Consider the following 21,414-nt stretch of genomic DNA (forward strand, 5'->3'; position numbering starts at 1 on the left):
GCTCCACCATTTGTCTCCTTTGAAACGCATATCATGTGTATGGCGTACAATTATCAGCGGTCGTTCTGCGATCGCGCTGCCACGAGTAGGGAGGAAAGCGCTTGAACTATGACTGGAACGGAACTCGGGGGAACTGGCGAATGCTTGCGCTCACTCAATTGGTGGTTCTCGTCGCCGCGGCGTCGGGCCTGACCGCAATTGCCGGTCTCGCGCAATGACGCCGTTGCGAGCACTCGAAAAGTTGCAGCATGGATTTCAGCTGCCGGGCGTCACCTCTTCGGAAATCGAGGCGTGCGAGGCTGCGCTGAAGATTTCTCTGCCGGAAGAATACAAAGCATTCTTGCGGGTCTCAAACGGCTTCAACGATGAACTTGGGCACGGATATCTGATCCTGTGGAGTGTCGACGAACTTTCCCGGGCCGATGGTTACGAGATTTTTCAATTCCGGTCAGACCGTTTCCTGATCGGCTCCAATGGGGGGCCAACCGCATACGCAGTAATCGGCAAGGACTATGTGTCGATTCCGTTCGTCTTTGCCGGAACCTGGCAGAACGAGGTCCAGGTGCTTGGCGACACGTTCGACGCGTTTATTGCGGCAATCGAGGAAGGCCGCGGAGCTTAACTCGAGGAATATCCGCATCAGCGTCGCGCCGCCCGCGTCGTCCGGTTCCGGTGATACCGAGCGATCGTTCTTGCCGATCTGCCCGTTCGGACGCGCCCAGGAGATCGCCGCTATTGTGCTCTGGGTGTGCAATTCCGGCGGCGAGATTCATAGTGGCGTCGCATTGCCGGTCCACGGCGCTTCACAGTCCAACCGGGACTGATCCGGAAAGCCCCACCCCCCAGGGCGGGGCTCTCGATGTCAGGGATCACTCATTCAGTGCATCCTTGAGCGCCTTGGCAGGTGCAACCTCGCGTCTTTCGAATCGGCAAGAGGATGCTCAACCGCACCTGGCTCCAACCACGCGCGCCGACTGAGGATCGGTCTCGACCGTCACCCGATCCTCCCTGTAGTCGTGGGTTACCATTTGTCCGGGCTCGATCTGGCGAACGATTTTGGCATTCGTCAGCTGCATGGCCTCCGCGTCGGGCGGCCTCGGCCGACCAATCAAGTTCCGGGCGGCGCGATCGTTACAGGGTCCCGTTGTGTCGGTGGTCGGGGTCGAGTGGGCGCAGGCGGCGAGAGCGGACACTAGTCCTGCGATGAGAATGGGGTGGAGCTTTTTCGGGCGAAGCATTACGAAGTCTCTTTTGAACGGCCTTCTCATTTACCGGATGCCCGGAGGCTAGCACAATAACAGATTCACGTGCTGCGCCTGGTTGGCTCGCGACGTTGCTTTCATGATGAGTATCGAAGGCTCAGACTTAGCCGCCGCGGATCCGCCCATGGCGCAGGGGGTGGGCAACTTCGCGTTTGCTCTCTTCAGTCTCGGGATACGTGGGAGGCGGTGGGGTTTTGCCGTTATCGCGGCGGCGACGCTATTCGAGCTCGGCCTGGAGTTAACGGCTTGGAGAAATGGTGCTTCCGCGACCGCGATACCGAGACAACGTTGGACATAGGCAGGAACGAGTATTTAAGATGAACGTAGAGGTACCCCAGAAGCGTGGCAACGCGAAATATTAAAAGGCTAAGGCAGGCTGGGATGCAGTGGTTTTCCGATCGGTGTGCGGTAAGAGCAGCACCCTCGCTTGCGTCACCTCCTTGCTCGTGCGGTTTCGTCGATGCCAGGCATGACGGCCACGCGGAGAAGCGACATGGAAGGAGGGCCATCAAGCGGGTTGCCGTCATCGGTTGCGGCACGATCGGCGCAAGCTGGACCGCGCTCTTCATGGCCCATGGCTATAACGTGGCCGCGCAACGCAGCTACGGCATCGCGGCTGATGACCCGCACCGTCCCCTCAATGACAGTCCACGCAGAGGAGGGCTTGCGCAAGGCAAAGGTGCCGGTTCTGCTGATCTATGGCGGCAAAGACAATCTGGTGCGGCCTGAGCCGAGCATTGCCCGTGCAAAGGGGGTTAAACGGCCAGATCAAGTTGGAGACCTACGAAAACGCGGGTCATGCGCCATTTCTTGAGGAAGCGTGGCGGTTCAACAAGGATTTGGCCAAGTTCGCGGCTTCTGTCGAGGGTAGCAAGTAGCATTGGGAGCCGGCTTAGCCGACTCCCATCCTGCTCGTCCAACTCGATGGACAGCTGCGATATCGATCACGCTGGCTTTCAGAGAAACAGGTGACGAGATGAACGATCGTAACGCAACCCGACCCGAGCTGTTCTTCCCGGGTTTTCGGCCGTTCCAGATGGAGACGGATGGCGTTGAATGGCGCCGGCATTGCTGAACGAGCGCGACAGGCTGAGCTGTCGCGTCCGGAGCCGCCGCGCCAAAATGAGATAAAGCGGGACCGTGATAGAGGGATCGAGTGGGAGAGGTGAAGCTCAAGCCTGCTGGGCGTGGTCATGCTGCTCGACCGTAAGTTCGACGGAGCGAAAGGCGCTGCTTACGCCCTGGCTGCGAGCTCGACGACGCCCAAATCCGAACTTTGAAGGATAATTAAGGACACGCGCATATTCTCGCTTGGAGGTGAAACCTAGAGTCCGGATCATGACGTCCATCCAGCAGAAGATCATCCTTGCGCGTGTCGCGACCGCCACTTCTAGACCAGGCGCAGACACTGCAGAAGAGCCTGAAGGAATCTCGATTATTTCCAACAGGCTCGGCCCGGTCGCCAGCCTGATAAAGACCGCGGAACGCGATGGCACCCATCATGACCAATGAGCATCTTTCGCCACTTGCACGTCTTGAAGGTGAGTTGGCTGATCAGTCTGCTCGCCTGGATGCCGCCATCAATAACATGCCACATGGATTGTGCATGTTCGATGCCGAAAAGCAGCTGATAATTTGCAACGTCGCCTATGCGCAGATGTATGGGTTGCCAGCCGCACTGACACAGCCGGGAACGCCGCTGGATTCTATCTTGGAGCACCGTTATTCCTTGGGAAACGGACCACGCGACCGGTCGACATATTTTTATGTCGTGGCGGAGGCCAACGAAATTGGCAGCTTCGCCAGCCGGAATATTGATCTGGTCGACGGACGAGTTATCAAAATCACCCACAATCCGATGAAGGGCGGCGGATATGTGGCAACCCACGAGGATGTCACCGCCGCGGTTGCCGTCTCCATTGAGTTGCGCAAACAAAGAGATACCCTCGAGGCTGCGGTACAAGCACGGACGGCCGAGATCGAGCGGCAATCTCAGGAATTGGAACGGATGCTGGCTCAGGAGAGGCATATCAACGAGCTGCAAAGGCAATTTGTAGCCATGGCATCGCACGAGTTCCGCACCCCCCTGACCATCATTGACGCAGCCGCCCAACGGCTTCTTCGCCGCCGCTCTGAAGTGGCTCATGAGTTCGTGGCTGAAAAGGCGGAGCGAATAAGAATGGCGGTTGCGCGGATCGTGGAACTGATGGAAAGCATACTTGCGGTCGGTCGCCTCGATCAGGGCGCGCTAGAGATGAGCCATAGACCTCTAGCAATACGCGAGTTGATCGAGACTTGCTGTGACCGCCAGCAATCAATAGCAACCGCTTACAATATCGAGCTGGACCTCGCCGGTCTACCGGATGTGATTGAAGGAGATATCGGCGCACTTGAGCAAGTGTTGACCAATCTTTTGTCGAATGCGGTCAAATATGCTCCTTCGTCTCCCGATATCCAGGTCCGTGGCTGGCGCGAGGCCGACAACATCAAGGTCGCTGTTCGCGATAACGGGATTGGCATTGACGCCGAGGATCTTCCGCGAATGTTTCAACGTTACTTTAGGGCAAGAACATCAAGCGGTATCGCGGGAACAGGAATTGGCCTCAATCTCGTCAAGCATATTATCGAATTGCATCGAGGCTCTATCGAGGTAGTAAGCGTAAAAGGCCTGGGTTCGACTTTCACAATCACATTGCCGATAGAGCGTAGTCACCAATCGAACAGGCATGATGAGAAAGCCGCAACCGATGCCGAAAAAGCCGGCGCATAGCCGGTCAGCAACAGGAATTCTTCGCTGAAATTTGAACCGACCGGCACCGGTTCGCAGTACGCAACGGCGTCACGCCGGCAACTTTCTTTGGAGCGGTTCAAGTGACTGGCCTCAGGAAAGCTGGTCCGATATCGTCATCTCGCCACGACGCCGACCGGCGAAGCCGAGCGAGATCAGGATCGGCAAAGCCAGTTGCTTTTGCCACTCTGCCATGGCTCATGCTGCAGCCATAATCGAGGATGCGTGTGCCATCCATGATGAAGAGTTGTGCCTTATCAAGGCCGGGTCGCAGAGATCCGGTCACCGTAATAACTTCATAGAACCACGACATCCGGAACGGTTCGTCTGAAACCACGTGAACCAACTGATTGGGCGGTGGTGGTGCGCTGTGGCTGCACGCGCCCATGGTACCAGCATGAACTCGTAAAAAGATCGCCATCCAGATCGATCGGCAAAACGAAACCGGTGAGTTCGATCGTCCACGCCTCGTCTTTCCAGACGAGGGTTTCGCCTTGCGCATGGCTCATCGCCATGCGCGACAAATCCGGACCTGAGGCCGCTGTTTTCAGGCGGAGCCAAGATGATCCTCTATGCCGGAGGTGCGTCCGGAGTGCCGCCGGAGTAGGTTGTCGCCTACTGGAAGCGAATGAACGAGACAGTCGGGACAAAGTTGGGAACCGAATCCGCACGGTTCTACATCTTCCCGTAGATAAATCATGGCGGGGTCCGGCCAAAGGGGATGCCCAAGACCGCAGACCTGCTCAGCGAGCTTGAAGCCTGGGTCAAGGACGGCAAGGCGCCGGGCAACCTGATCAATGAAAATACCGATGGCAGCGTGAGCCGACCCCTGTGCCAGCATCCCGAGTGGCCGCGCTACAAGGGCGAAGGCAACCCCAACCTCGCTGCCAGTTTCAACTGTGTGAAAAGCTGAAGTTCCCATCGACCCGTCGACTCGGCTGCTGCGGCAGTTCCGGTCGATGGGCATGGTATGTCGGGAAGATCCAGGGCTGGGCCTATGTGATCAACCCGTTCGCGGTACATGAACCCGCTTTTCCCGCGCCTATGTGCTCAAACGGAGCACCAACACCTGCGACCAGGCTTTTCGCAGCCTGCAGGTTTGCCGGCTATTCTGGCCTTCTCAACATCGGACGCGCGGTCTCTCTGATTACCGCTCCGCACCACCGCCGACCGGATACATCTGGGACAGGAACTGTCGATACCAGGCAATCGATCGGATCAGTGGACGCCGGCAGTCTTTCGGCAAGGCATTGTATTTTACCCACTCGGGTTCATCGTCCGGAACCCAGCCTCACATAAAGCTCGTTGGATCACTTAACCTGTGGCACTTCAACGAGGCAACGCTTGAGGATGAGTGGTAAGATGCCACCGGCGCGTAAGATCTCGACCTCGGCATTTGTTTCGATCGCCGCAGAAGCATTGAAAGTCATGGATGAGCCGCTGGTGCGCTTCACGGTCACCGGTACATCACAGCGTGGAGACACCATGTCGGGATTGGCGTGAATGGTGAGGAAATCGCCCGAACGGAGTTCGAGCATCGGTTGCTTCAGGTCGGGTGGAAAGCGCAGCGGGAGGATGCCCATGCCGATTAGATTCCAGCGGTGGATGCGCTCAAAGCTTGACGCAAGGACGGCACGGACGCCGAGAAGCGCCACGCCCTTTGCCGCCCAGTCGCGGGACGAGCCCATCCCGTAGCGGTCTCCCGCCACAAGCACGACGGATTTTCTTTCCGCCTTGTAACGCTGCGCCGCGTCCCAGAGTGGCAGCACTTCTCCCGAACCCACATGCACCGTGAAGCCCGGCGCGATGTCGGAGGCCAGAAGGTTGTGCACGGTCTTGTTGGTGAACAAGCCGCGGATCATGACTTCCCAGTTTCCGCGTCGGGACGAAAAAACGTTGAGGTCGGCCGGGTTTTCCCCACGCTCGACGAGATGTCGCCCGGCCGCGCCCTTTGTGGAGATCGCACCGGCAGGCGATATATGGTCGGTGGTGATGTCGTCGCCGAGAACCAGGATCGGGTGAGCCTCATAGGTGCCGAGCTGGGTTCCGTCGCCGAAGCTCGCAAAGGGTGGTCGCCGGACATAGGTGGAGTTTTCATCCCAGGGGAACAGAGTGGTCGTTGGCGCGGGAAGGCCTTTCCATACTCTGTTCATTTCCGTCGCCTCGTAGGCGGACGCGAAATCGCCAACATCGGACGCAGCCAGAAGGGCTGCCTCGATCTCGGATGCGCTGGGCCAGAGCATGGCCAGCGTCACCGGCGTGCCGTTGGCAGAAATGCCGATCGGGTCGCGGAGGATGTCGATTTCGACGGTTCCGGCGAGCGCGAAGGCAACGACCATCGGCGGCGAGGCGAGGAAGCCGGCCTCCAGCAGCGGATGTACCCGACCCGGAAAGTTCCGGTTGCCGGACAGAACGGCGACCGGCAGTATTCCGCGGTCAGCCATTGCGTCCACAATCGGCTCGGTCAAAGGTCCGGAATTGCCTATACAGGTCGTGCAGCCGTATCCGACGACGCCGAAGCCGGCGGCTTCCAAATCGCTGAGCAGGCCGGCGCGGGTGAGATAACGTTCGGCAGTCGGTGAACCGGGAGCAAGAGATGTCTTCACCCAGTGCGGCGGTCGCAGGCCGTACGCGCGGGCCTTGCGCGCGAGAAGACCGGCGGCCACGAGAAGTCGCGGGCTGGAGGTGTTCGTACAGCTGGTGATCGCGGCGATCGCCACGGCGCCGTCATTGGGTTTGCCCTCGACTGCGGCATTGTCCGGAAACGACTTCATCTCGCCAATCGCCGCGCGAGTCTCGCCGACTGCGATCCTGTCCTGCGGCCGGCGTGGACCGGCAAGACTGGGCTCGACGCCGCTGAGATCTAGGCCGAACGTCGAAGTGTAACGAGGGTCCACATCGGGATCGAACCAGATGCCGACCTGTTTCGCATAACATTCGGTGAACCGGACGTGATCCTCGCGGCGGCCGGTTTTCATGAGATAGTCGATCGACTGGTGATCTATCGGAAAATAGCCGCTGTTGGCGCCGAACTCGGGCGTCATGTTGGCTATGACGGCGCGGTCGCCGGCCGCCAGGCTCGATACGCCTGGTCCGTAGAATTCAACGAACGTGTCCTGAAGGTCGATCTGGCGCAGCAGATGCGTCACGACAAGTGCGAGGTCCGTGGCAAGAACCCCTTCCTTCAGCGCTCCCGTCAGGCGGACGCCGACCACGTCGGGCACGCGCAACGTAACTGGCATGCCGAAAAACACGCTCTCCGCTTCAAGCCCGCCCACACCCCAGGCCAGCACTCCGATCCCGTTGATCATCGGCGTGTGGCTGTCGGTGCCGATCAACGTATCCGGTACAGCCCAAAGCTGGTCGCCTTGCCGGTGCTGTGTCGCGATCGTCGCGAGCCGTTCAAGATTGAGCGTATGCATGATGCCGGTTCCGGGCGGATAGACCCGGAAACCGGTCAGTGTATTCGTCGCCCATTTCATGAAGCTGTAACGCTCGGCATTGCGCTCATATTCCCGCCTCATATTGAATTTGGGGGCAGACGGCGTGCCAAAAGCATCGACCGCGACGGAGTGATCGGTGGAAACGTCTACCGGCACGACCGGATTGAGCCGCGCGGGATCGCCTCCGGCCTCCGCCAATGCCGAGCGCATGCCGGCAATGTCGACAAGGGCCGGGCCGCAAGTCGTGTCGTGCATCAGGACCCGGTTCGGCAGGAAGGGGATTTCGACGTCGCTCCGGCCTGTCTTCAGCCAATCGATCATGGCTGCCTTGGCGCGGTGCCCATCGTCGCCGGCGGTCCTTAGAACATTCTCCAGCAATATCCTATGGATATACGGCATGCGCGTGAGATCGGCGCCGACTGCAGCAGGCAAATCGATCAGGTCATAAGTTACGCCATTGATCCCGATTTTCGTTCGCATGCCGGTTCACGTTACAGCGTTTTCAACCCATCGGCGATCATCGAGAACAACATCTCGATTTCCATCTCCGAAATGACAAGTGGAGGGGAGAGAACGATCGTATTCGCCACCGGGCGGATCAAGACACCCCGCGCGAAGCAGAAGTCGTAGACCTTCCTGACGATCGCCTTTCCGCTGGCAACATCTTCGCCGAGTTCGATGCCGGCAAGCAGGCCGAGATTGCGGATATCGACAACGCCCGGCAGGCCCTTGAGCGCATGGGCACACTCCTGCCAGACCGGCTCCACCGCTGCCGCATGGTCGAAAATCCCCTCGCTGATATAAACATCGAGCGTTGCCAGCGCCGCCGCGGCGGCCAGCGGATGGCCGGAATAGGTGTAGCCGTGCGAAAACTCGACCGCTCCCTGCGCCGCACCGTCCATCAATGCAGTGTGGATCCCGTTGGAGGTGATTACTCCGCCCATCGGCACCGCGCCGTTGGTCATGCCCTTGGCGATGGCGATGAGGTCGGGTGTTATGGCAAAACGATCCGCCGCGAAAGGTCGCCCGAGGCGGCCGAAGCCGGTCACCACTTCATCGAAGATCAGCAGAATGCCGTGGCGGGTGCAGATGTCGCGCAGCTTTTCGAGATAACCGACCGGCGGGATCAGCACGCCCGTCGAACCGGCGATCGGCTCAACGATCACGGCCGCTACCGTCGAGGGATCGTAGGTCTGCAGCATCTGCTCGAGCGCGTCGGCGATTTCGGCGCCATGAGCCGGCTGGCCCTGGGCGAAGGCATTGCGGGTGAGATCATGCGTATGCGGCATATGGGCCACGCCCGGCAAAAACATGCCGAACTGCTTCTTGTGCGGCCCCATGCCCGCGGCGGAGAGGCCGCCGAAACCGACGCCGTGATAACCGCGCTGGCGGCCTATGATGCGTTGCCGCTGCCCTTCACCGCGCGCATGGTGATAGGCGAGCGCCAGTTTCAGCGCCGTATCGGTCGCTTCCGATCCGGAATTGGTGAAGAAGACATGATCGAGACCTTTCGGCGCGACGGAGGTCAGGCGATTGGCATATTCGAAGGCCAGCGGATGGCCGAGCCCGAAGGATGAAGCGAAATCGAGCTGTGCTGCCTGTTTCCGGATCGCCTCGACGATCTTCGGATGTCCGTGACCGGCGTTGACGCACCAGAGGCCGGCAATTCCGTCCAGCAGCCTGTGCCCGTCGCTCATTTCGTAATACATGCCGGATGCGCCGGTGACGATCTGGGGCTTCTTCTTGAAATCCCGGTTCACCGTAAAAGGCATCCAGTAGGATTCGAGCGAATTGGCATTGATCTGCTGCATGGGCTTGGGCCTTTATATTGCGATCACAAGCGATCGGTCTCTTTCAGGAATTTTGCGATCGTGGCGCCGATGGCGCGCGTGTTTTCCGCATTGAGATGTACGCCGTGGATCGGTGAGGCTTCCGCGACGGTCGCCGCATCGAAGAAGAGGCATCCCCGGCGGTCGGCTATCGCCTTGTAGAAAGGGGCGAGCTTCAGAGATTCCTCGATGTCCCGCCTGTTGGTGAGCACTTTCGGCAGCGCAGGATTGCGGAAGTGTGGCGGGCTGATGATCATCGCCCCGGGTGCGGCGTGCGCTTCGCAATAGGAGAAGCCTGCGACGATTTCCAAAATCTTCTCAATACCCTCTGCCGAACCCGCCGCCTTGCCGCAAATATGCCCCTTTAGCTCGTTGGTGCCGAGCATGACGATCACCAGATCGAGCGGATCATGGCTGCCCAGCAGAATGGGCAGAACCCTCGATCCGTTCCGGTCGACCTCCGCCAACGGATCGTCGAACGCTGTCGTCCGGCCGGGCAGGCCTTCGGCGATGACGCGGACGCCGCTCAAAGCCGCCTCGACCACACTTGTCCAGCGGTCTTCGAACGGGTGTCTGCCGCCGCCCGGACTTGCACCCCAGGTCAGGCTGTCACCGAATGCTAGGATCTGTTTCATATCTCTGTCGCCGTTCCTTGGTGCCTGCGGTGGTTACGCCGCTATGCCCAAGGTTGGTGTCGCTGCAAGCAGCGCCTGCGTGTAGTCATGCCGCGGATGGTCGAGAACCTCGCCGGTGCTGCCTTCCTCGACGATCAGGCCCTGCTGCATGACGACGATCCGGTCGGCGACGCGGGAAACGGCGCCGAGATCGTGCGAGATGAACAGGCAGGCAAAGCCGTGGTTCTCCTGCAGTTTGCGAAAGAGATCGAGAACCTGTTTCTGGATTGTCATGTCGAGCGCCGAGACCGGCTCATCGGCGACGACGAAAGCAGGATTGCGGATCACCGCGCGGGCAATCGCCACACGCTGTCTCTGGCCGCCGGAGAGCGCATGGGAGAAACGGTCGCCGAGTCCGGCAAGACCCACCTCATGAAGCATGGCGCTCACCCGCTCCACCTTCTCCGCCCGGCTGAGTTTCGGGCCATGTGCCAGCGGTTCACCGACGATATCGGAGATTTTCTGGCGTGGATCGAGGGAGGAATAGGGGTCTTGGAAGACGAACTGGCACTGCAGGCGATACTCGCGAACTGCAGCGCGATCGGCCTGTGCCATTGATCGGCCGCGGAAGGATACGTCTCCTGAGGAAAGCGGCAGCAGCCCGAGCATCGCCCGCCCGAGCGTCGTCTTGCCGGAACCGGAGCCGCCAACCACAGCTACGACCTCGCCGGGGCGGACGCCGAGCGAGACGCCGCGCACCGCAAGCTTCTTTTCCGCCATACTGAACATGTTGCCGGCGCCGGAAAAAGTGACCTCGACATTGCGTGCCTCGATCAGCGGGGCGGCATCGGTAAGCGGCTTGCGGCCGAAATCGCGCTTCGGCAATGCGTCGATCAGCGTGCGAGTGTACTGCTCCTTTGGGTGGTGGAGCACTTCCTTCACCGGCCCCGTCTCGATCAGCTTGCCGCGCTCCAGAACGATGACTTTTTTGGCATATTGTGCGACGAGACCGAGATTGTGGGTGATCAACAGGACCGCCGTGCCGAAGGTGCGTGTCAAATCCACCATCACCTCCAGGACTTCCCGCTGGGTCAGCGTATCGAGCGCCGTCGTCGGCTCGTCGGCGATTAACAGCTTCGGGCGAAGCAGCATGACTGAGGCGAGCATGATGCGCTGGCGCATGCCGCCGGAGAACTGGTGCGGAAAGGCCGAAAGGCAGGCGGTCGGGTTCGGGATTTTCACCCGTTCCAGCATTTCCGTCGCGCGGGCAAGCGCCTCCTCCACCGCGAGCTTTTCATGCAGCCGCAGGCCTTCGACAAGCTGGGCACCGATCGTCATCGCCGGATTGAGCGACACCATCGGTTCCTGAAAGACCATGCCGATCTTGGCGCCGCGAACCTGCCGCACCTCGGCATCCGACATTTTGAGGACATCGCGGTTTTCGAACAGAATCTCGCCGGCAACCGGCCGGATGGCCTTTGGAAGCAGCCTCATGGCGGCGCGCGCCGCGACCGTCTTCCCGCTGCCGCTTTCGCCGACCAACGCCACGATGCTGCCGGCCTCGACCTCGAAGGAGGCGTCATGCAGGACCGGATGGCCGTTGGAGGTCTCTATGCGCAGATTGCGGACGCTGAGCAGCGGGTTGGGCGTTTCGGTATTCATCACCGTTGCTCCATTCTCGGATCGAAGCGGTCGCGCAATGCGTCGCCCAGAAGGTTGATGCCGAGCAAGGTCAGCGAGATGCAGATGCCGGGGGCGAGGCCGAGCCATGGGGCTTTTTCGATATAGGTGCGCGCGGCCGACAGCATGTTGCCCCAGGTCGGTGCCGGTGGCGGGACGCCGAGGCCGAGGAAGCTGAGACTGCTTTCCGCCAGCACCACCCAGCCGAACATCGAGGTGGCGAGCACCACGATCGGCGCCGTGCAGTTCGGCAGGATATGCTTGAACATGGTGGTGAATTCGGAATTGCCGATGACGCGCGACGCCTCGACATATTCGCGCTCGCGGGCCGACAGCACGCTGGCTCGGACGATGCGCAGCACGGAGGGCGAATAGGCGACGCCGAGTGCGAGAATGATGCCGTATTTGTTCGGACCGGAGATGACCATCAGCCCGAGCGCCAAAAGCGTGCCGGGAAAGGCGAGCAGTGCATCGCTGAAGACCATCAAGATACGGTCCACCAGTCCGCGCGTGTAACCCGCGATCAGGCCGGTGATCGTGCCGGCGGTGACGGCGAAGGCGACGGTCAGGATGGCGACCGTCATGCTTTGCACCGCGCCGGTCATCAGGCGCGAGACGACATCACGGCCAAATTCGTCGGTGCCGAGCCAGAATTGCGCCGATGGTGGCTTCAGCTTGGAGATGAGCTTGATCGCGGCCGGATCGTAGGGGGTCCAGAACAACGCGAGCAAAGCTATGCCGCCGATGAAGATCAGCAGGAGCGAGCCGATGACGAGGTTTGCGGGCTGCCTGATCATGACGCGGTGACCCGCGGATCGAACAACGGATAGCAGAGATCGACGATCAGATTGACGATCACGTAGATCAACGCTGTGAACAGAAGACATCCCTGTACCACCGGATAGTCGCGAGCGAAGATAGCATCGACAAGAAGGCGCCCCAGGCCGGGCAAGGTGAAGACGGTTTCCAGCACGGCGATGCCGCCGAGCAGCCCGCCGAGCACCAGCCCGATCATCGTCCATGTCGGGGCAAAGGCATTGGGAAGCACGTGACGGAGCAGGACCTTGCGTTCCGAGAGGCCCTTGGCGCGGGCGTGCATGACATATTCCAGCCGCAGGATTTCGATGGCGCTGGCGCGCATCATGCGGGTCAGCACGCCGACCTCGATCAGCATCAGCGTCACCACTGGCAGGATTACATAGGTAATGGCGGTCCACGGCTTCTCGGTGAACGGCACGTAACCGACGACCGGCAGCCATCCGAGCTTCAGCCCGAAGGCCAGAAGCAGCATGAGGCCGAGCCAGAAACTCGGAATGGACATCAGCAGCGTCGATGCTGCGACGATCGCGATATCCACATGCTCGTTCTGCCGCCACGCCGCGATAAGGCCTGCCGGAACAGCGATCAGCGTTGCGAGCGCTACCGCGACCAAAACGATGATGGCGCTGACCTGGAAACGGTCGAGCATCAGCGGCAGGACGGAAGCGCCGTTGGAAATCGAATGGCCGAGATCGCCCTGAAGAACATTGCCGAGCCAATAGAGAAACTGCAGCGGCACAGACTGGTCGAGGCCTAGATTGGCCCGCAGATTGGCCAGCTCTTCCGGGCTGGCGCTATCGCCTAGGATCAGCTGGGCAGGGTCGCCGGGAATCATCCGCACCAGGAAGAACACCATGACGGCCACGATCAAGAGTGTCGGAAGCGTCCATAACAGACGCTTCGCGACATATTTCGAAAGGGCGTGCATGAATTATTTCCCAGCTGCGAAGGAAACGCCCCACATACGCGGATAACCGACCGGCCAGGTCTTGTAGCCTTCCACATTGGCGCGTACCGCACCAATGCGGGTGCCGGAGTAAAGCGGAATCAGCGGCACATCGGCACGGATCATGCCTTCCAGCTTGTCGAACAGCGCCTGGCGCTGCTTGTCATTGCTGATAGTCGTGCTCTCGGCGATCAGTTTCAGGCCTTCCGGATTGTCCCAGACCTTGTTCGGGCTCTTGTCTTTGTTACCGCTCACCATGTCGAAGGAGAGCGAGGGATCGAGGCGTGCGGAATAGGTGAACGACATGGCGGAATAGTTGCCGGCCGTATAGCGGTCGAGCAGCGTCGCCCAGTCGAGCGTTTCGATTTCGATATTGATGTCGGCTTCCTGCGCCATGGCCTGCACGAGAACAGCGGCATCGAAGAGCGACGGATAGAATTTTGTCGCGAGCCACTTGATAGGCTGGCCATTGTATCCCGCTTCCGCGAGCAGCTTCCTGGCTTCCGCGAGGTCGCGCGCCGGCACATCTTTTTGCACCTTGCCGGAGTAGGGGCTCGGCACCGGAATGACGGAGAGGTTGGCCGGCGACTGGCCGTTGGTGAGCGCCTCGGCGATCTGCGGAATATCGAGCGACAGCAGCAGCGCCTTGCGGATGCGGACATCCTTGAGCAGGGGATCGCGCGTCTGGAACAGCAGGCCGGTCAGGCCCATGCTGGCGACCTTATCCACCTTCAGCTGTTTGCTGGCGGAAAGCTCTTCGACATCGGCATTGTTGAGGTCGCTGATGACATCGATATCGCCGGAATAAAGCCCGGCCTTGGCTGCGGCATCGTCCGGAATGACCATGAAGCGCACGGTACTGACCTTCGGCGTCTTGTCGCCGACATAACCAGTGCGTTCACCGCCGGGCGAGACGTAGTTCGGGTTGGCGGCAAGCTGGACGTATTGTCCACTGCGCCATTCCTGCAGCAAAAAGGGACCGGTGCCGACCGGCTTCACCCACTTGCCCTGTGCGTCAATCGAACTCTTGTGGTAGATGCCGGTTCCGCCGCAATCGGTGCGGGCGAGCGTTGCGAGGAAGAGGGCGGTCGGCTTTTCCAGCGTGAAGATGACGGTCGAGGAATCCGGGGCTGTCACGCTGGTCACGCTGGCGACGCCCGATCCGGTGACGTCCTTCAGGCAGCGCCATGCGGTCTTAGGATCGACGTAGCGTTGCCAGGAAGCCAGCACATCTGCGGAGGTCAGTGGCTCGCCATTGCTGAACTTAAGTCCGTCGCGCAGCTTGAATGTATAGGCCTTGCCATCGGCGGTCACATCGATCGATTTCGCCAGAAGCGGCGCGATCGAGGCATCGTCCTTGTAGCCGACGAGGCCCTCGACCATGTGCAGTACGATTGCATCGCTGTTTGCATCGCGGTTGACGCCCGGATCGGTCGAGCGGATATCGGCATTGATGCGCACCCGCATCATCTTGTCCTGCGCCATCGCCGTGTCAGCGGTCGCGGCCAGCAGTGCCATCACTGCCGTAGTCTTCAAAAGGCTACGATATTTCATGGAGACTCCCGTATTCGTTCCCTTATTGATTTTGACTTAGGCGGCGTTCGTCCGTGCCTTGCGAGGCTCTTCGACGGGCCGGATTTTCATGTCGAGGCTGTAGTTCCAGAAATGTGCCCCGAGTGCCGGCAGCAATGCGACCTCCATGCGGCCTTCGCTCGGCACCATGACGATCATCGCTACCGTTGCCGACTGGTTGTTGGAGAGCGACTTGCGCGGCGGGCGGCAGACGGACCACGGGCTTTCGAACGTGTCGGACAGCGCGGTCTTCACCGTATCCACGGTGACCTTGCCGATATGCGGCTCGATCAACTGGCGAACGCGCAGGTCGCGGTAGAGCGAATCCGGCATGTTGACCACACCTTTGTCGAGCAGTTTCGACAGCGCGACAGGGCTCTGGAAATGGTTGGCATGTACCAGCACGCCATTTTGCGGATGAATGAGGAAGGTCTCGTCTGGCGCGCATTCGAAATCGATCGCGACGCCATGCGCATGGCCGATCATCATGTTGTTCGAGGCCGATTTGCGGGTGCCGTAGACCGCCTGCATCGACATTGCCAGATGGTTCTGTTCCAGAACCTTGCGGCGGATGATGGCGAGCGGCACGCCGAGTTCGCGGTAATCCCGATCGGTTTCGAGATAGTTGCCGCTAATGGAAATGCCGGCAGCGTTGAAGCCGGTGCGCGCCAGACCACCCGCCTCGGTGAAGGTGATGATATCCGGCCCGTCATTCCGCTTGATCTTCAGGACGATCGCAGTTTCGGCACATTCCGCCTTCCAGTCCCAGTTCTGGGCGTGGATGAAGATCTTGTCGCGCGTAGCAGACGGCATGACGAAGACGCCGGTGCAACCGTCCGATTGGATGAAATCCGCCTGACCCTTTTCCCTCCGGCGCGCCAGCTTGAGGATTTCCGTTCGCGCGTTGAGAAGTAGGATCGCGGCGAGATCGGTATTCACCGCCTTGGCGATGCCGCGCATTTCCTCGATATACTGGCTGCCGTAATTCTCGATCGCGCCGGCAAAGCGATCGATCATCGCGGCAAGATCGCTGTCCTTCAGGCCTGAAGAATGCAGCTGCACCTTGTAATGTTCGATACCTCTGAGAATCCGCCCGGATGCCTGCTCGCCATATTGTTGACCGCGTTCGAACGGCGTACCAGAAACTTCGATGAGCGGGCAGGGGAGGGGCAAGGTCATGATGGCTTGTTCCATGCTGGATGATGACGAAGGTCAATCGGATTGCCTCCATCAAAAAAGTATTTCATAAAACAAAAACCAAAAATGACAGGAAGGCAAGCGGAAAATGTCGGACGCGAGCACGCCTCTTCAACAGGACCTGATGCGTCGCATCATTGACCTCATCCACGATGATAATCTCCAGCCTGGAGCGCGGCTGCGTCAAAACCAGCTTGCGGATCGGCTCAGTGTCTCCCGCACGCCGGTGCGTATCGCCTTGGAAATGCTGGTGGAAGAGGGAGTCGTGAAACATGAGCCAAACCGCGGGATGATGGTTGCCTCGATCCCGCCGCGCGTCGAAAAATCGGAAGGCCCGCCTGCCGAAGAGGAACTGCTGATCGCGATCGCGAGGCTGCGTCGCGAGGGGGCGTTGGCCGAACAATTCGCGGAACTTGAGTTGATGCGGCTGACAGGACGCGAGCGGACGCCAGTGCGCCAAGCATTGATCAAGCTCGAAGGACTGGGCGTTATCGAGCGCCGGCAAGGTTATGGCTGGCAGTTCTTCGACCCGGTCCGTGATGCGCGTGCCCGCGAGGAAAGCTACGATTTCCGGCAACTGATCGAATGCGCCGCGATCCTTTCGCCGGAGTTCTCGCTCTCGGTGGACTGGATCAAGTCGATGTGGTCACGCCATGAGGCGATCATGACGGCGCCCTGGACCGATACGTCCAGCGTTATGCTTTTCGAAATGAACGCCGAATTTCATCTCGGTATCAGCGCTGCTTCCGGTAACCGCTATATTAGGGAAGCAATGCACCGGCAGAACCAGCTCAGGCGCTTGTCGAACTACAACTGGCAGCACGGCGCTGAACGTGTGGCGGTGACCTGTCGCGAGCATCTGGAGATCCTCGACCGGCTAGAGCGTGGCGACAACGAAGTCGCGGCTGCTCTGATGCGTAAGCATCTGGTGGGTGCACAACGCACATCAAAGTGATTTTTGTACTATAAAAGTCATAAATCTGGTTGAACGAAAAATTCGTTTGTGACGAGGTGACCAGCGGCGCTTCCCTGGCGCGTCCGGTGGAATGCAAAGGAGATGGCATGAAAGAGGCCGCGGCCGTTGAGAGAACGGATCACTGACCTCGGCGATCCCGACACGGTGGTTCCCGCACTGTTTGCCGGGGCCTACGACTCCGCCACGGCCCCCGCCTTCAAGCGCTGGCACGCACGACGAGTCGAGGGCATGCCCAGACATGTCCTGCGCGAGTCCTTTGGTCCACTCTTCACGGGACCCGATCAGGTTGGCGTGGAGGAGGCGAGCGCTGGATTTTGCCAGCGACTAACAATCCCGTTCTACCATCTGTGCCGGGACCCGGCCCAGGCCAACCGCATGCGGCAATGGTTCTCGCACCCCAAGTCGAAGGTAGAAGCTTGGACCGGAGCGGGGCACTGGATCATGCTCGACCGCAAAGACGATGTGAACGCTGCGGTGACAGCATGGATAGACGCGTTATAGATTCAAGGCTTTGATCTGGCCGCGACTCTCGCCACGATGTGGGGAGATTGGTACGCTGTTCTCAGTTGGCAGCTTCCGCAACCGTTAGGCAGGCTCAGATGGAAAGCCGTCCCTTCACGATCCAGGTACCCGACGAAGCCAGAGAAGACCTGCACCGTCGCTTGCGTGAATGGTCATTGGCCCGGTTCGATCGATGCGGACAGTTGGGAGGACGGCACCAGCCTTTCGTTCCTAAAGGGTCTGCGAGACTACTGGCTGCACCGAACGCGCGCTCAATGTTGTACGCTGGACCCGTATGCCCACGGGCGGTTATTTCGCGGCACTCGATCAACCCGAGGCGCTGGCCGCAGAAATCCGAGCGTTGGATCGGCTGGCCGAGGGTCCATTTCGCAAGAAAGGGTAGCTATTTAGAAATTTGGAACTTTGAAGGAAACTTCGGCCGCCCTCGGATGTTCGTGCGGCTCCTCACCGAGAGGAGTTCAGTTTCTATGCTGACGGCAAATAGCAGCATCCGGTTTGTCGAAACCGTCGATGGCGCCGCCATGAACCTCGAAGGCGCACCGCTCAAGCTCAAGGAAGAGTCGCGGCCGATCTGGTTGGCGGCGCAGAGGCCGAGCAGATGCAACTGATGACTGCCGCCGCATGTACCGGCGGCGACGATTTTATCGACGGAGACGGAGGAAAGATATGAGCAGACGGGCGCTTATTGCTGGGGTTGCGGGCTTCATCGTTATCTTGGCTATCGTGGTCGCCGTCGTCGATCAGGCTATGATGAGTGCGGAGGGAGACCATCCGACACCGGCGGTCCGCGACTCTCGCAACCCGGCGGCTCCTGCATCACCATGATGCCAAGGTTCTTGATGCTCAAGATCTCTCGTGCATGCCTGCACTGCAGTTGAGATATGATATAGGCCGCAGCGTCATCTTCTTGGGCTGGCCCTATCCAGGTTTGCGTGGTCTTTCTTCTCTCTGAGCCTTTGCAATATTCCTGAACAGCCGCATTTCCTTCAGTTCCTCCAACGGCACATCGAGCTTCAAGCGCCAGTTCGGATATTCCTCCGATGTCCCGGGGATATTGGTAGACCTGCGCTCTCCCACCATATCTGCCAGCCGAAGTGCGACGAGCAGGCTATCCGTGCGAGCCAATAGCGTGTGGAGGCCGACAACAAGGTCTTCCGCAATGGCTGGATCCTGTGTCAAGGTGTTGGCCGTTGGTTGCATGAGGCCTGCTTCCGCCAACATCCCAAACATGCCCCGTCTGCGCCCTTCCCGTTCGGCATGCAAGTTCGTCGCGGTCGCCGAGTCGCACCAGCCGTTCATTTCCGCGAAAGCAATGTCATCGCCACTCCACCAGCCGATTAACGGCGGCAGATCATGGGTGGAAAGACATGCGAGCGAAGCAGACCCGGTTATTTCGGAATCCGTCGGTGAAAAATCTTCGAAATAAATAACCTTGTACCCGAACACGCCGGCCTTCTGCAGCGCCGGACGAAAGCCTGCGGGGACATTTCCAAGGTCCTCGCCGACGACGATCATTTTCCGGTGATGCGAGATTTCCGCGAGATCGCTCATGCTCCCGGTAAAAGGATAACGAAGATAACCCCCCGCAGCCGGCGCCTCTCCGGCCGGGATGAGGAACAGCTGCCAGAGGCTCATGGCGTGGTCCAGTCTCAGCGCGCCGGCATACCGCGCCGTACAATCTATGAGCTCTCTGAAATAGGAGAGGCTGCGATCAAGCAAAGAAGCGGGCGAGAGGGGAACCAGACCCCAGTCCTGTCCGCGGGCACTGAAGGCGTCAGGGGGGGCGCCGATCTGCATTCCCGACAGGACCATGTCCGGTTCCGACCAGGTCGAGGAGCCATCCGGAACTTCGCCTACGGCAAAATCGAGATAAAGGCCGATGCACATGCCGGCTGAGCGGGCATGGGCAGAAACCTCTTCCAATTGTATAGATGTTAGCCATTGCAGCCAGATGTGGAAATCTATGTCGTCGCTGTGTCCGGCTATGAAGTCTTCCACCGCCGTGCTGCTGCGGCTGCGGAACTCTTCAGGCCAGTTCAACCAACCGCTTCCGTAGCCGCGAGAAGGCATCTCGCACGACAGGCTTTCGAACAGGCAATGACCAAAAAGTGAGCTGCCGCCCTCTGCCTTGAACTCTTCAAACGCCCGCTGGTCGACGGCCGCCTTCCTGGCGTCGCCATTTCTCCATTTGCGCCAAAGGGTTTTCAGAACCTGAAGCTTAATCTCGGCCACCGCAGTGTAGTCGACAAGCTCCGTCGCCCTGAGTTCGGTTAGCCTCTGCTGGTCCACGAGGTCATCCCGAAACCCGGCGACCTTATCCACGGCAAGATAAAGCGGGTTCAAGAACCGGCGGTTGGATGGGGAATATGGGCTGCAGCGTTCCGGATCGCTCAGAAACAGGGCGTGCAGCGGGTTAAGGCCAATGAAATCCGCACCCGCATCGGCGGCAATGGTGCAAAGCGTTCTGACATCTTCGAGATCGCCGATTCCCCAGTTGCGCGAAGATCTGAGTTCGTAAATCTGAGCGGCAACGCCCCAGCAACCTTTCGGTTGAAGCGACGCCGGCATGTAGCATCGCGCACCAGGCAGAACCTGGAGGCTCGGCTCCGGCCACGTTTCAGCAAGTGCAGGATTGAGCAGCCTGAGAAAGCCCAATGCCTCCACCATGCGCAGCCTGCTGGCAAGCGGAACCTCTTGAACAGCTCCTTGCAGATCTTCGTATTGTTCCGGAATGACAGATTTCTCCGTCAGCCGGTCGAGCACAAAATGGACGAGTTCGTTTTCGGCGGTCATTATATCCCCCATGCAGTGGGTGTGTCGTAGGAAACCGGCGCTGGCCAACAGCTTCATCGCTTGGAAGTTCCCACACTGGCTGTGGGGTGCCTGTTTTCAGGAAACACATATTGGAAAAGCGGGTTGAAACTGTGGACCGGCGCCTGCGTTAGAGCGCGACTTTCGAGCGGAGTTGCACCTATGAAATCTTCAGAGATTGAACCGCGCCGGGTTTGCCGGAGGCTCCAACTTCTGAGAAAGTGGAGCCATCATGAGCAAGACGACAAACAAATTTTCACCTGAAGTCCGCAACCGTGCCATTCGTATGGTGCTGGACCACGAAGCCGAGCATCCATCACGCTGGGCTGCCGTTTCATCTATCGCTGCCAAGATTGGCTGCTCGCCAGCCACCCTGCACGAATGGGTCAAGAAGACCGAGGTCGACAATGGTAAACGCGCAGGCCTGCCGAGCGATGTCGCCGAGAAGATGAAGGCTCTTGAGCCGGAGAACCGCGAGCTTCGTCAGGCCAACGAGATTCTGCGCAAAGCTTCGGCCTATTTCGCCATGGCGGAGCTCGACCGCCCCTTCAAGCGATGATTTCGTTCATCGACGAACACCGTGTTCGGGGTCGAGCCGATCTGCAGACTGCTGCCGATCGCCCCGTCAACCTACTAGGAGAACGTCGCCAAACGCCTGGACGTGGATCGCCTGTCAGTCCGCGCCCGCAGCGATATCGGCCTGAAGATCGAGATACGCCGGGTGTTTGCGGACAGAAAATCTGGCCGGCAATTGCGGCTCGCCGATCGATGCCGCCAATCTTTTCGCGATAAGAAATAGCCTCCGTCTTTCCGGACGGGACCGAAGCGCTGCCCTAGAACGGCGCGAATGGGCTGCGTCACCTGCTTCCGGCAAGTCGATCCAGCTCCTCGCCCGGACGACAGGAGTCGGCATTGTTCAATATCGAAGGGTTCAACACCCGCCGCCTTCTGGAGC

17 protein-coding genes, 2 pseudogenes and 1 other annotated feature are annotated in these 21,414 nt (G+C 59.7%); of the genes and pseudogenes, 8 read left to right on the forward strand and 11 right to left on the reverse strand.

Features of this window, described 5'->3' with window-relative positions; translation table 11 throughout:
- Positions 1–214 precede the first annotated feature (214 nt).
- Positions 215–622 carry an SMI1/KNR4 family protein gene (locus tag DMO26_RS15910; RefSeq protein ID WP_117193145.1) on the forward strand — a complete coding sequence of 136 codons (408 nt, stop codon included), beginning with the start codon at positions 215–217 and terminating at the stop codon, positions 620–622.
- A 319-nt stretch (positions 623–941) separates the two neighbouring features.
- Here the strand turns inward: DMO26_RS15910 and DMO26_RS15915 are convergent, their stop codons facing one another.
- Positions 942–1,268 (reverse strand): I78 family peptidase inhibitor, encoded by a 327-nt coding sequence (locus DMO26_RS15915; RefSeq protein WP_319025401.1) that lies wholly within the window; start codon positions 1,266–1,268, stop codon positions 942–944.
- Positions 1,269–1,643: 375 nt separating this feature from the next.
- On the opposite strand from DMO26_RS15915, the gene DMO26_RS34395 reads away from it, so the two are divergent.
- Together DMO26_RS34395 and DMO26_RS15935 are read left to right on the forward strand one after the other, a co-directional pair.
- Positions 1,644–1,991 (forward strand): 3-hydroxyacyl-CoA dehydrogenase NAD-binding domain-containing protein, encoded by a 348-nt coding sequence (locus DMO26_RS34395; RefSeq protein WP_226951311.1) that lies wholly within the window; start codon positions 1,644–1,646, stop codon positions 1,989–1,991.
- A gap of 760 nt (positions 1,992–2,751) precedes the next feature.
- Positions 2,752–4,032 (forward strand): sensor histidine kinase, encoded by a 1,281-nt coding sequence (locus DMO26_RS15935; protein WP_117193148.1) that lies wholly within the window; start codon positions 2,752–2,754, stop codon positions 4,030–4,032.
- 134 nt (positions 4,033–4,166) lie between these two features.
- On the opposite strand, the pseudogene DMO26_RS15940 reads toward DMO26_RS15935, so the two are convergent.
- Positions 4,167–4,574 (reverse strand): annotated as a pseudogene (locus DMO26_RS15940) (DUF3299 domain-containing protein); the annotation flags it as partial.
- Between the two features lie 167 nt (positions 4,575–4,741).
- Here DMO26_RS15940 and DMO26_RS15945 point away from each other — a divergent pair.
- Complete coding sequence (locus DMO26_RS15945) at positions 4,742–4,963, forward strand: tannase/feruloyl esterase family alpha/beta hydrolase (protein ID WP_404947060.1); 222 nt, start codon at positions 4,742–4,744, stop codon at positions 4,961–4,963.
- Positions 4,964–5,360: 397 nt separating this feature from the next.
- On the opposite strand, the gene acnA is transcribed toward DMO26_RS15945, so the two are convergent.
- Genes acnA through DMO26_RS15985 form a run of 8 tightly spaced genes read right to left on the reverse strand, consistent with a single transcriptional unit; the run spans position 5,361 to position 16,132 of the window.
- Positions 5,361–7,973: an aconitate hydratase AcnA gene (gene acnA, locus DMO26_RS15950; RefSeq protein ID WP_117193150.1), complete on the reverse strand. Its 2,613-nt coding sequence runs from the start codon at positions 7,971–7,973 to the stop codon at positions 5,361–5,363.
- Positions 7,974–7,984: 11 nt separating this feature from the next.
- Positions 7,985–9,304, reverse strand: a complete 1,320-nt coding sequence (locus tag DMO26_RS15955; RefSeq protein WP_117193151.1) for an aminotransferase class III-fold pyridoxal phosphate-dependent enzyme — start codon at positions 9,302–9,304, stop codon at positions 7,985–7,987.
- Positions 9,305–9,327: 23 nt separating this feature from the next.
- Positions 9,328–9,957, reverse strand: a complete 630-nt coding sequence (locus DMO26_RS15960; RefSeq protein WP_117193152.1) for an SGNH/GDSL hydrolase family protein — start codon at positions 9,955–9,957, stop codon at positions 9,328–9,330.
- Positions 9,958–9,990: 33 nt separating this feature from the next.
- Entirely contained in the window at positions 9,991–11,598 is a 1,608-nt protein-coding gene (locus DMO26_RS15965) for a dipeptide ABC transporter ATP-binding protein (RefSeq protein ID WP_117193153.1), read from the reverse strand.
- Entirely contained in the window at positions 11,598–12,413 is an 816-nt protein-coding gene (locus DMO26_RS15970; protein ID WP_117193154.1) for an ABC transporter permease, read from the reverse strand. Before DMO26_RS15970 ends, DMO26_RS15965 begins: the two co-directional genes overlap by 1 nt.
- Positions 12,410–13,363, reverse strand: coding sequence for an ABC transporter permease (locus DMO26_RS15975; RefSeq protein ID WP_117193155.1), 954 nt, complete (start codon positions 13,361–13,363; stop codon positions 12,410–12,412). The genes DMO26_RS15970 and DMO26_RS15975 overlap by 4 nt, the downstream gene beginning before the upstream one ends.
- A 3-nt stretch (positions 13,364–13,366) precedes the next feature.
- Complete coding sequence (locus DMO26_RS15980; RefSeq protein WP_117193156.1) at positions 13,367–14,935, reverse strand: ABC transporter substrate-binding protein; 1,569 nt, start codon at positions 14,933–14,935, stop codon at positions 13,367–13,369.
- A gap of 36 nt (positions 14,936–14,971) precedes the next feature.
- Positions 14,972–16,132: a C45 family autoproteolytic acyltransferase/hydolase gene (locus DMO26_RS15985; protein ID WP_117193406.1), complete on the reverse strand. Its 1,161-nt coding sequence runs from the start codon at positions 16,130–16,132 to the stop codon at positions 14,972–14,974.
- Between the two features lie 106 nt (positions 16,133–16,238).
- On the opposite strand from DMO26_RS15985, the gene DMO26_RS15990 reads away from it, so the two are divergent.
- The 3 genes from DMO26_RS15990 (at position 16,239) to DMO26_RS33720 (ending at position 18,256) form a co-directional block, all read left to right on the forward strand.
- Positions 16,239–17,105, forward strand: coding sequence for a GntR family transcriptional regulator (locus DMO26_RS15990; protein WP_117193157.1), 867 nt, complete (start codon positions 16,239–16,241; stop codon positions 17,103–17,105).
- Positions 17,106–17,231: 126 nt separating this feature from the next.
- The gene (locus DMO26_RS15995; RefSeq protein WP_205421226.1) at positions 17,232–17,627 is read left to right on the forward strand and encodes an alpha/beta fold hydrolase; all 396 of its coding nucleotides are present in this window, start codon (positions 17,232–17,234) and stop codon (positions 17,625–17,627) included.
- A gap of 488 nt (positions 17,628–18,115) precedes the next feature.
- A complete protein-coding gene (locus DMO26_RS33720; RefSeq protein WP_162894930.1) occupies positions 18,116–18,256 on the forward strand; it encodes a hypothetical protein in 141 nt (46 codons plus the stop codon).
- A gap of 310 nt (positions 18,257–18,566) precedes the next feature.
- On the opposite strand, the gene malQ is transcribed toward DMO26_RS33720, so the two are convergent.
- Positions 18,567–20,441, reverse strand: a complete 1,875-nt coding sequence (gene malQ / locus DMO26_RS16000) for a 4-alpha-glucanotransferase (RefSeq protein WP_162894931.1) — start codon at positions 20,439–20,441, stop codon at positions 18,567–18,569.
- Positions 20,442–20,691: 250 nt separating this feature from the next.
- On the opposite strand from malQ, the pseudogene DMO26_RS16005 reads away from it, so the two are divergent.
- A pseudogene (locus DMO26_RS16005) lies at positions 20,692–21,216 on the forward strand (transposase); the annotation flags it as partial.
- Positions 20,973–21,084: a sequence feature (AL1L pseudoknot), on the forward strand. It overlaps the preceding pseudogene by 112 nt.
- Positions 21,217–21,414: the final 198 nt, after the last annotated feature.

It is taken from the genome of Rhizobium terrae (assembly GCF_003425685.1).
Classification (GTDB): domain Bacteria; phylum Pseudomonadota; class Alphaproteobacteria; order Rhizobiales; family Rhizobiaceae; genus Neorhizobium; species Neorhizobium terrae.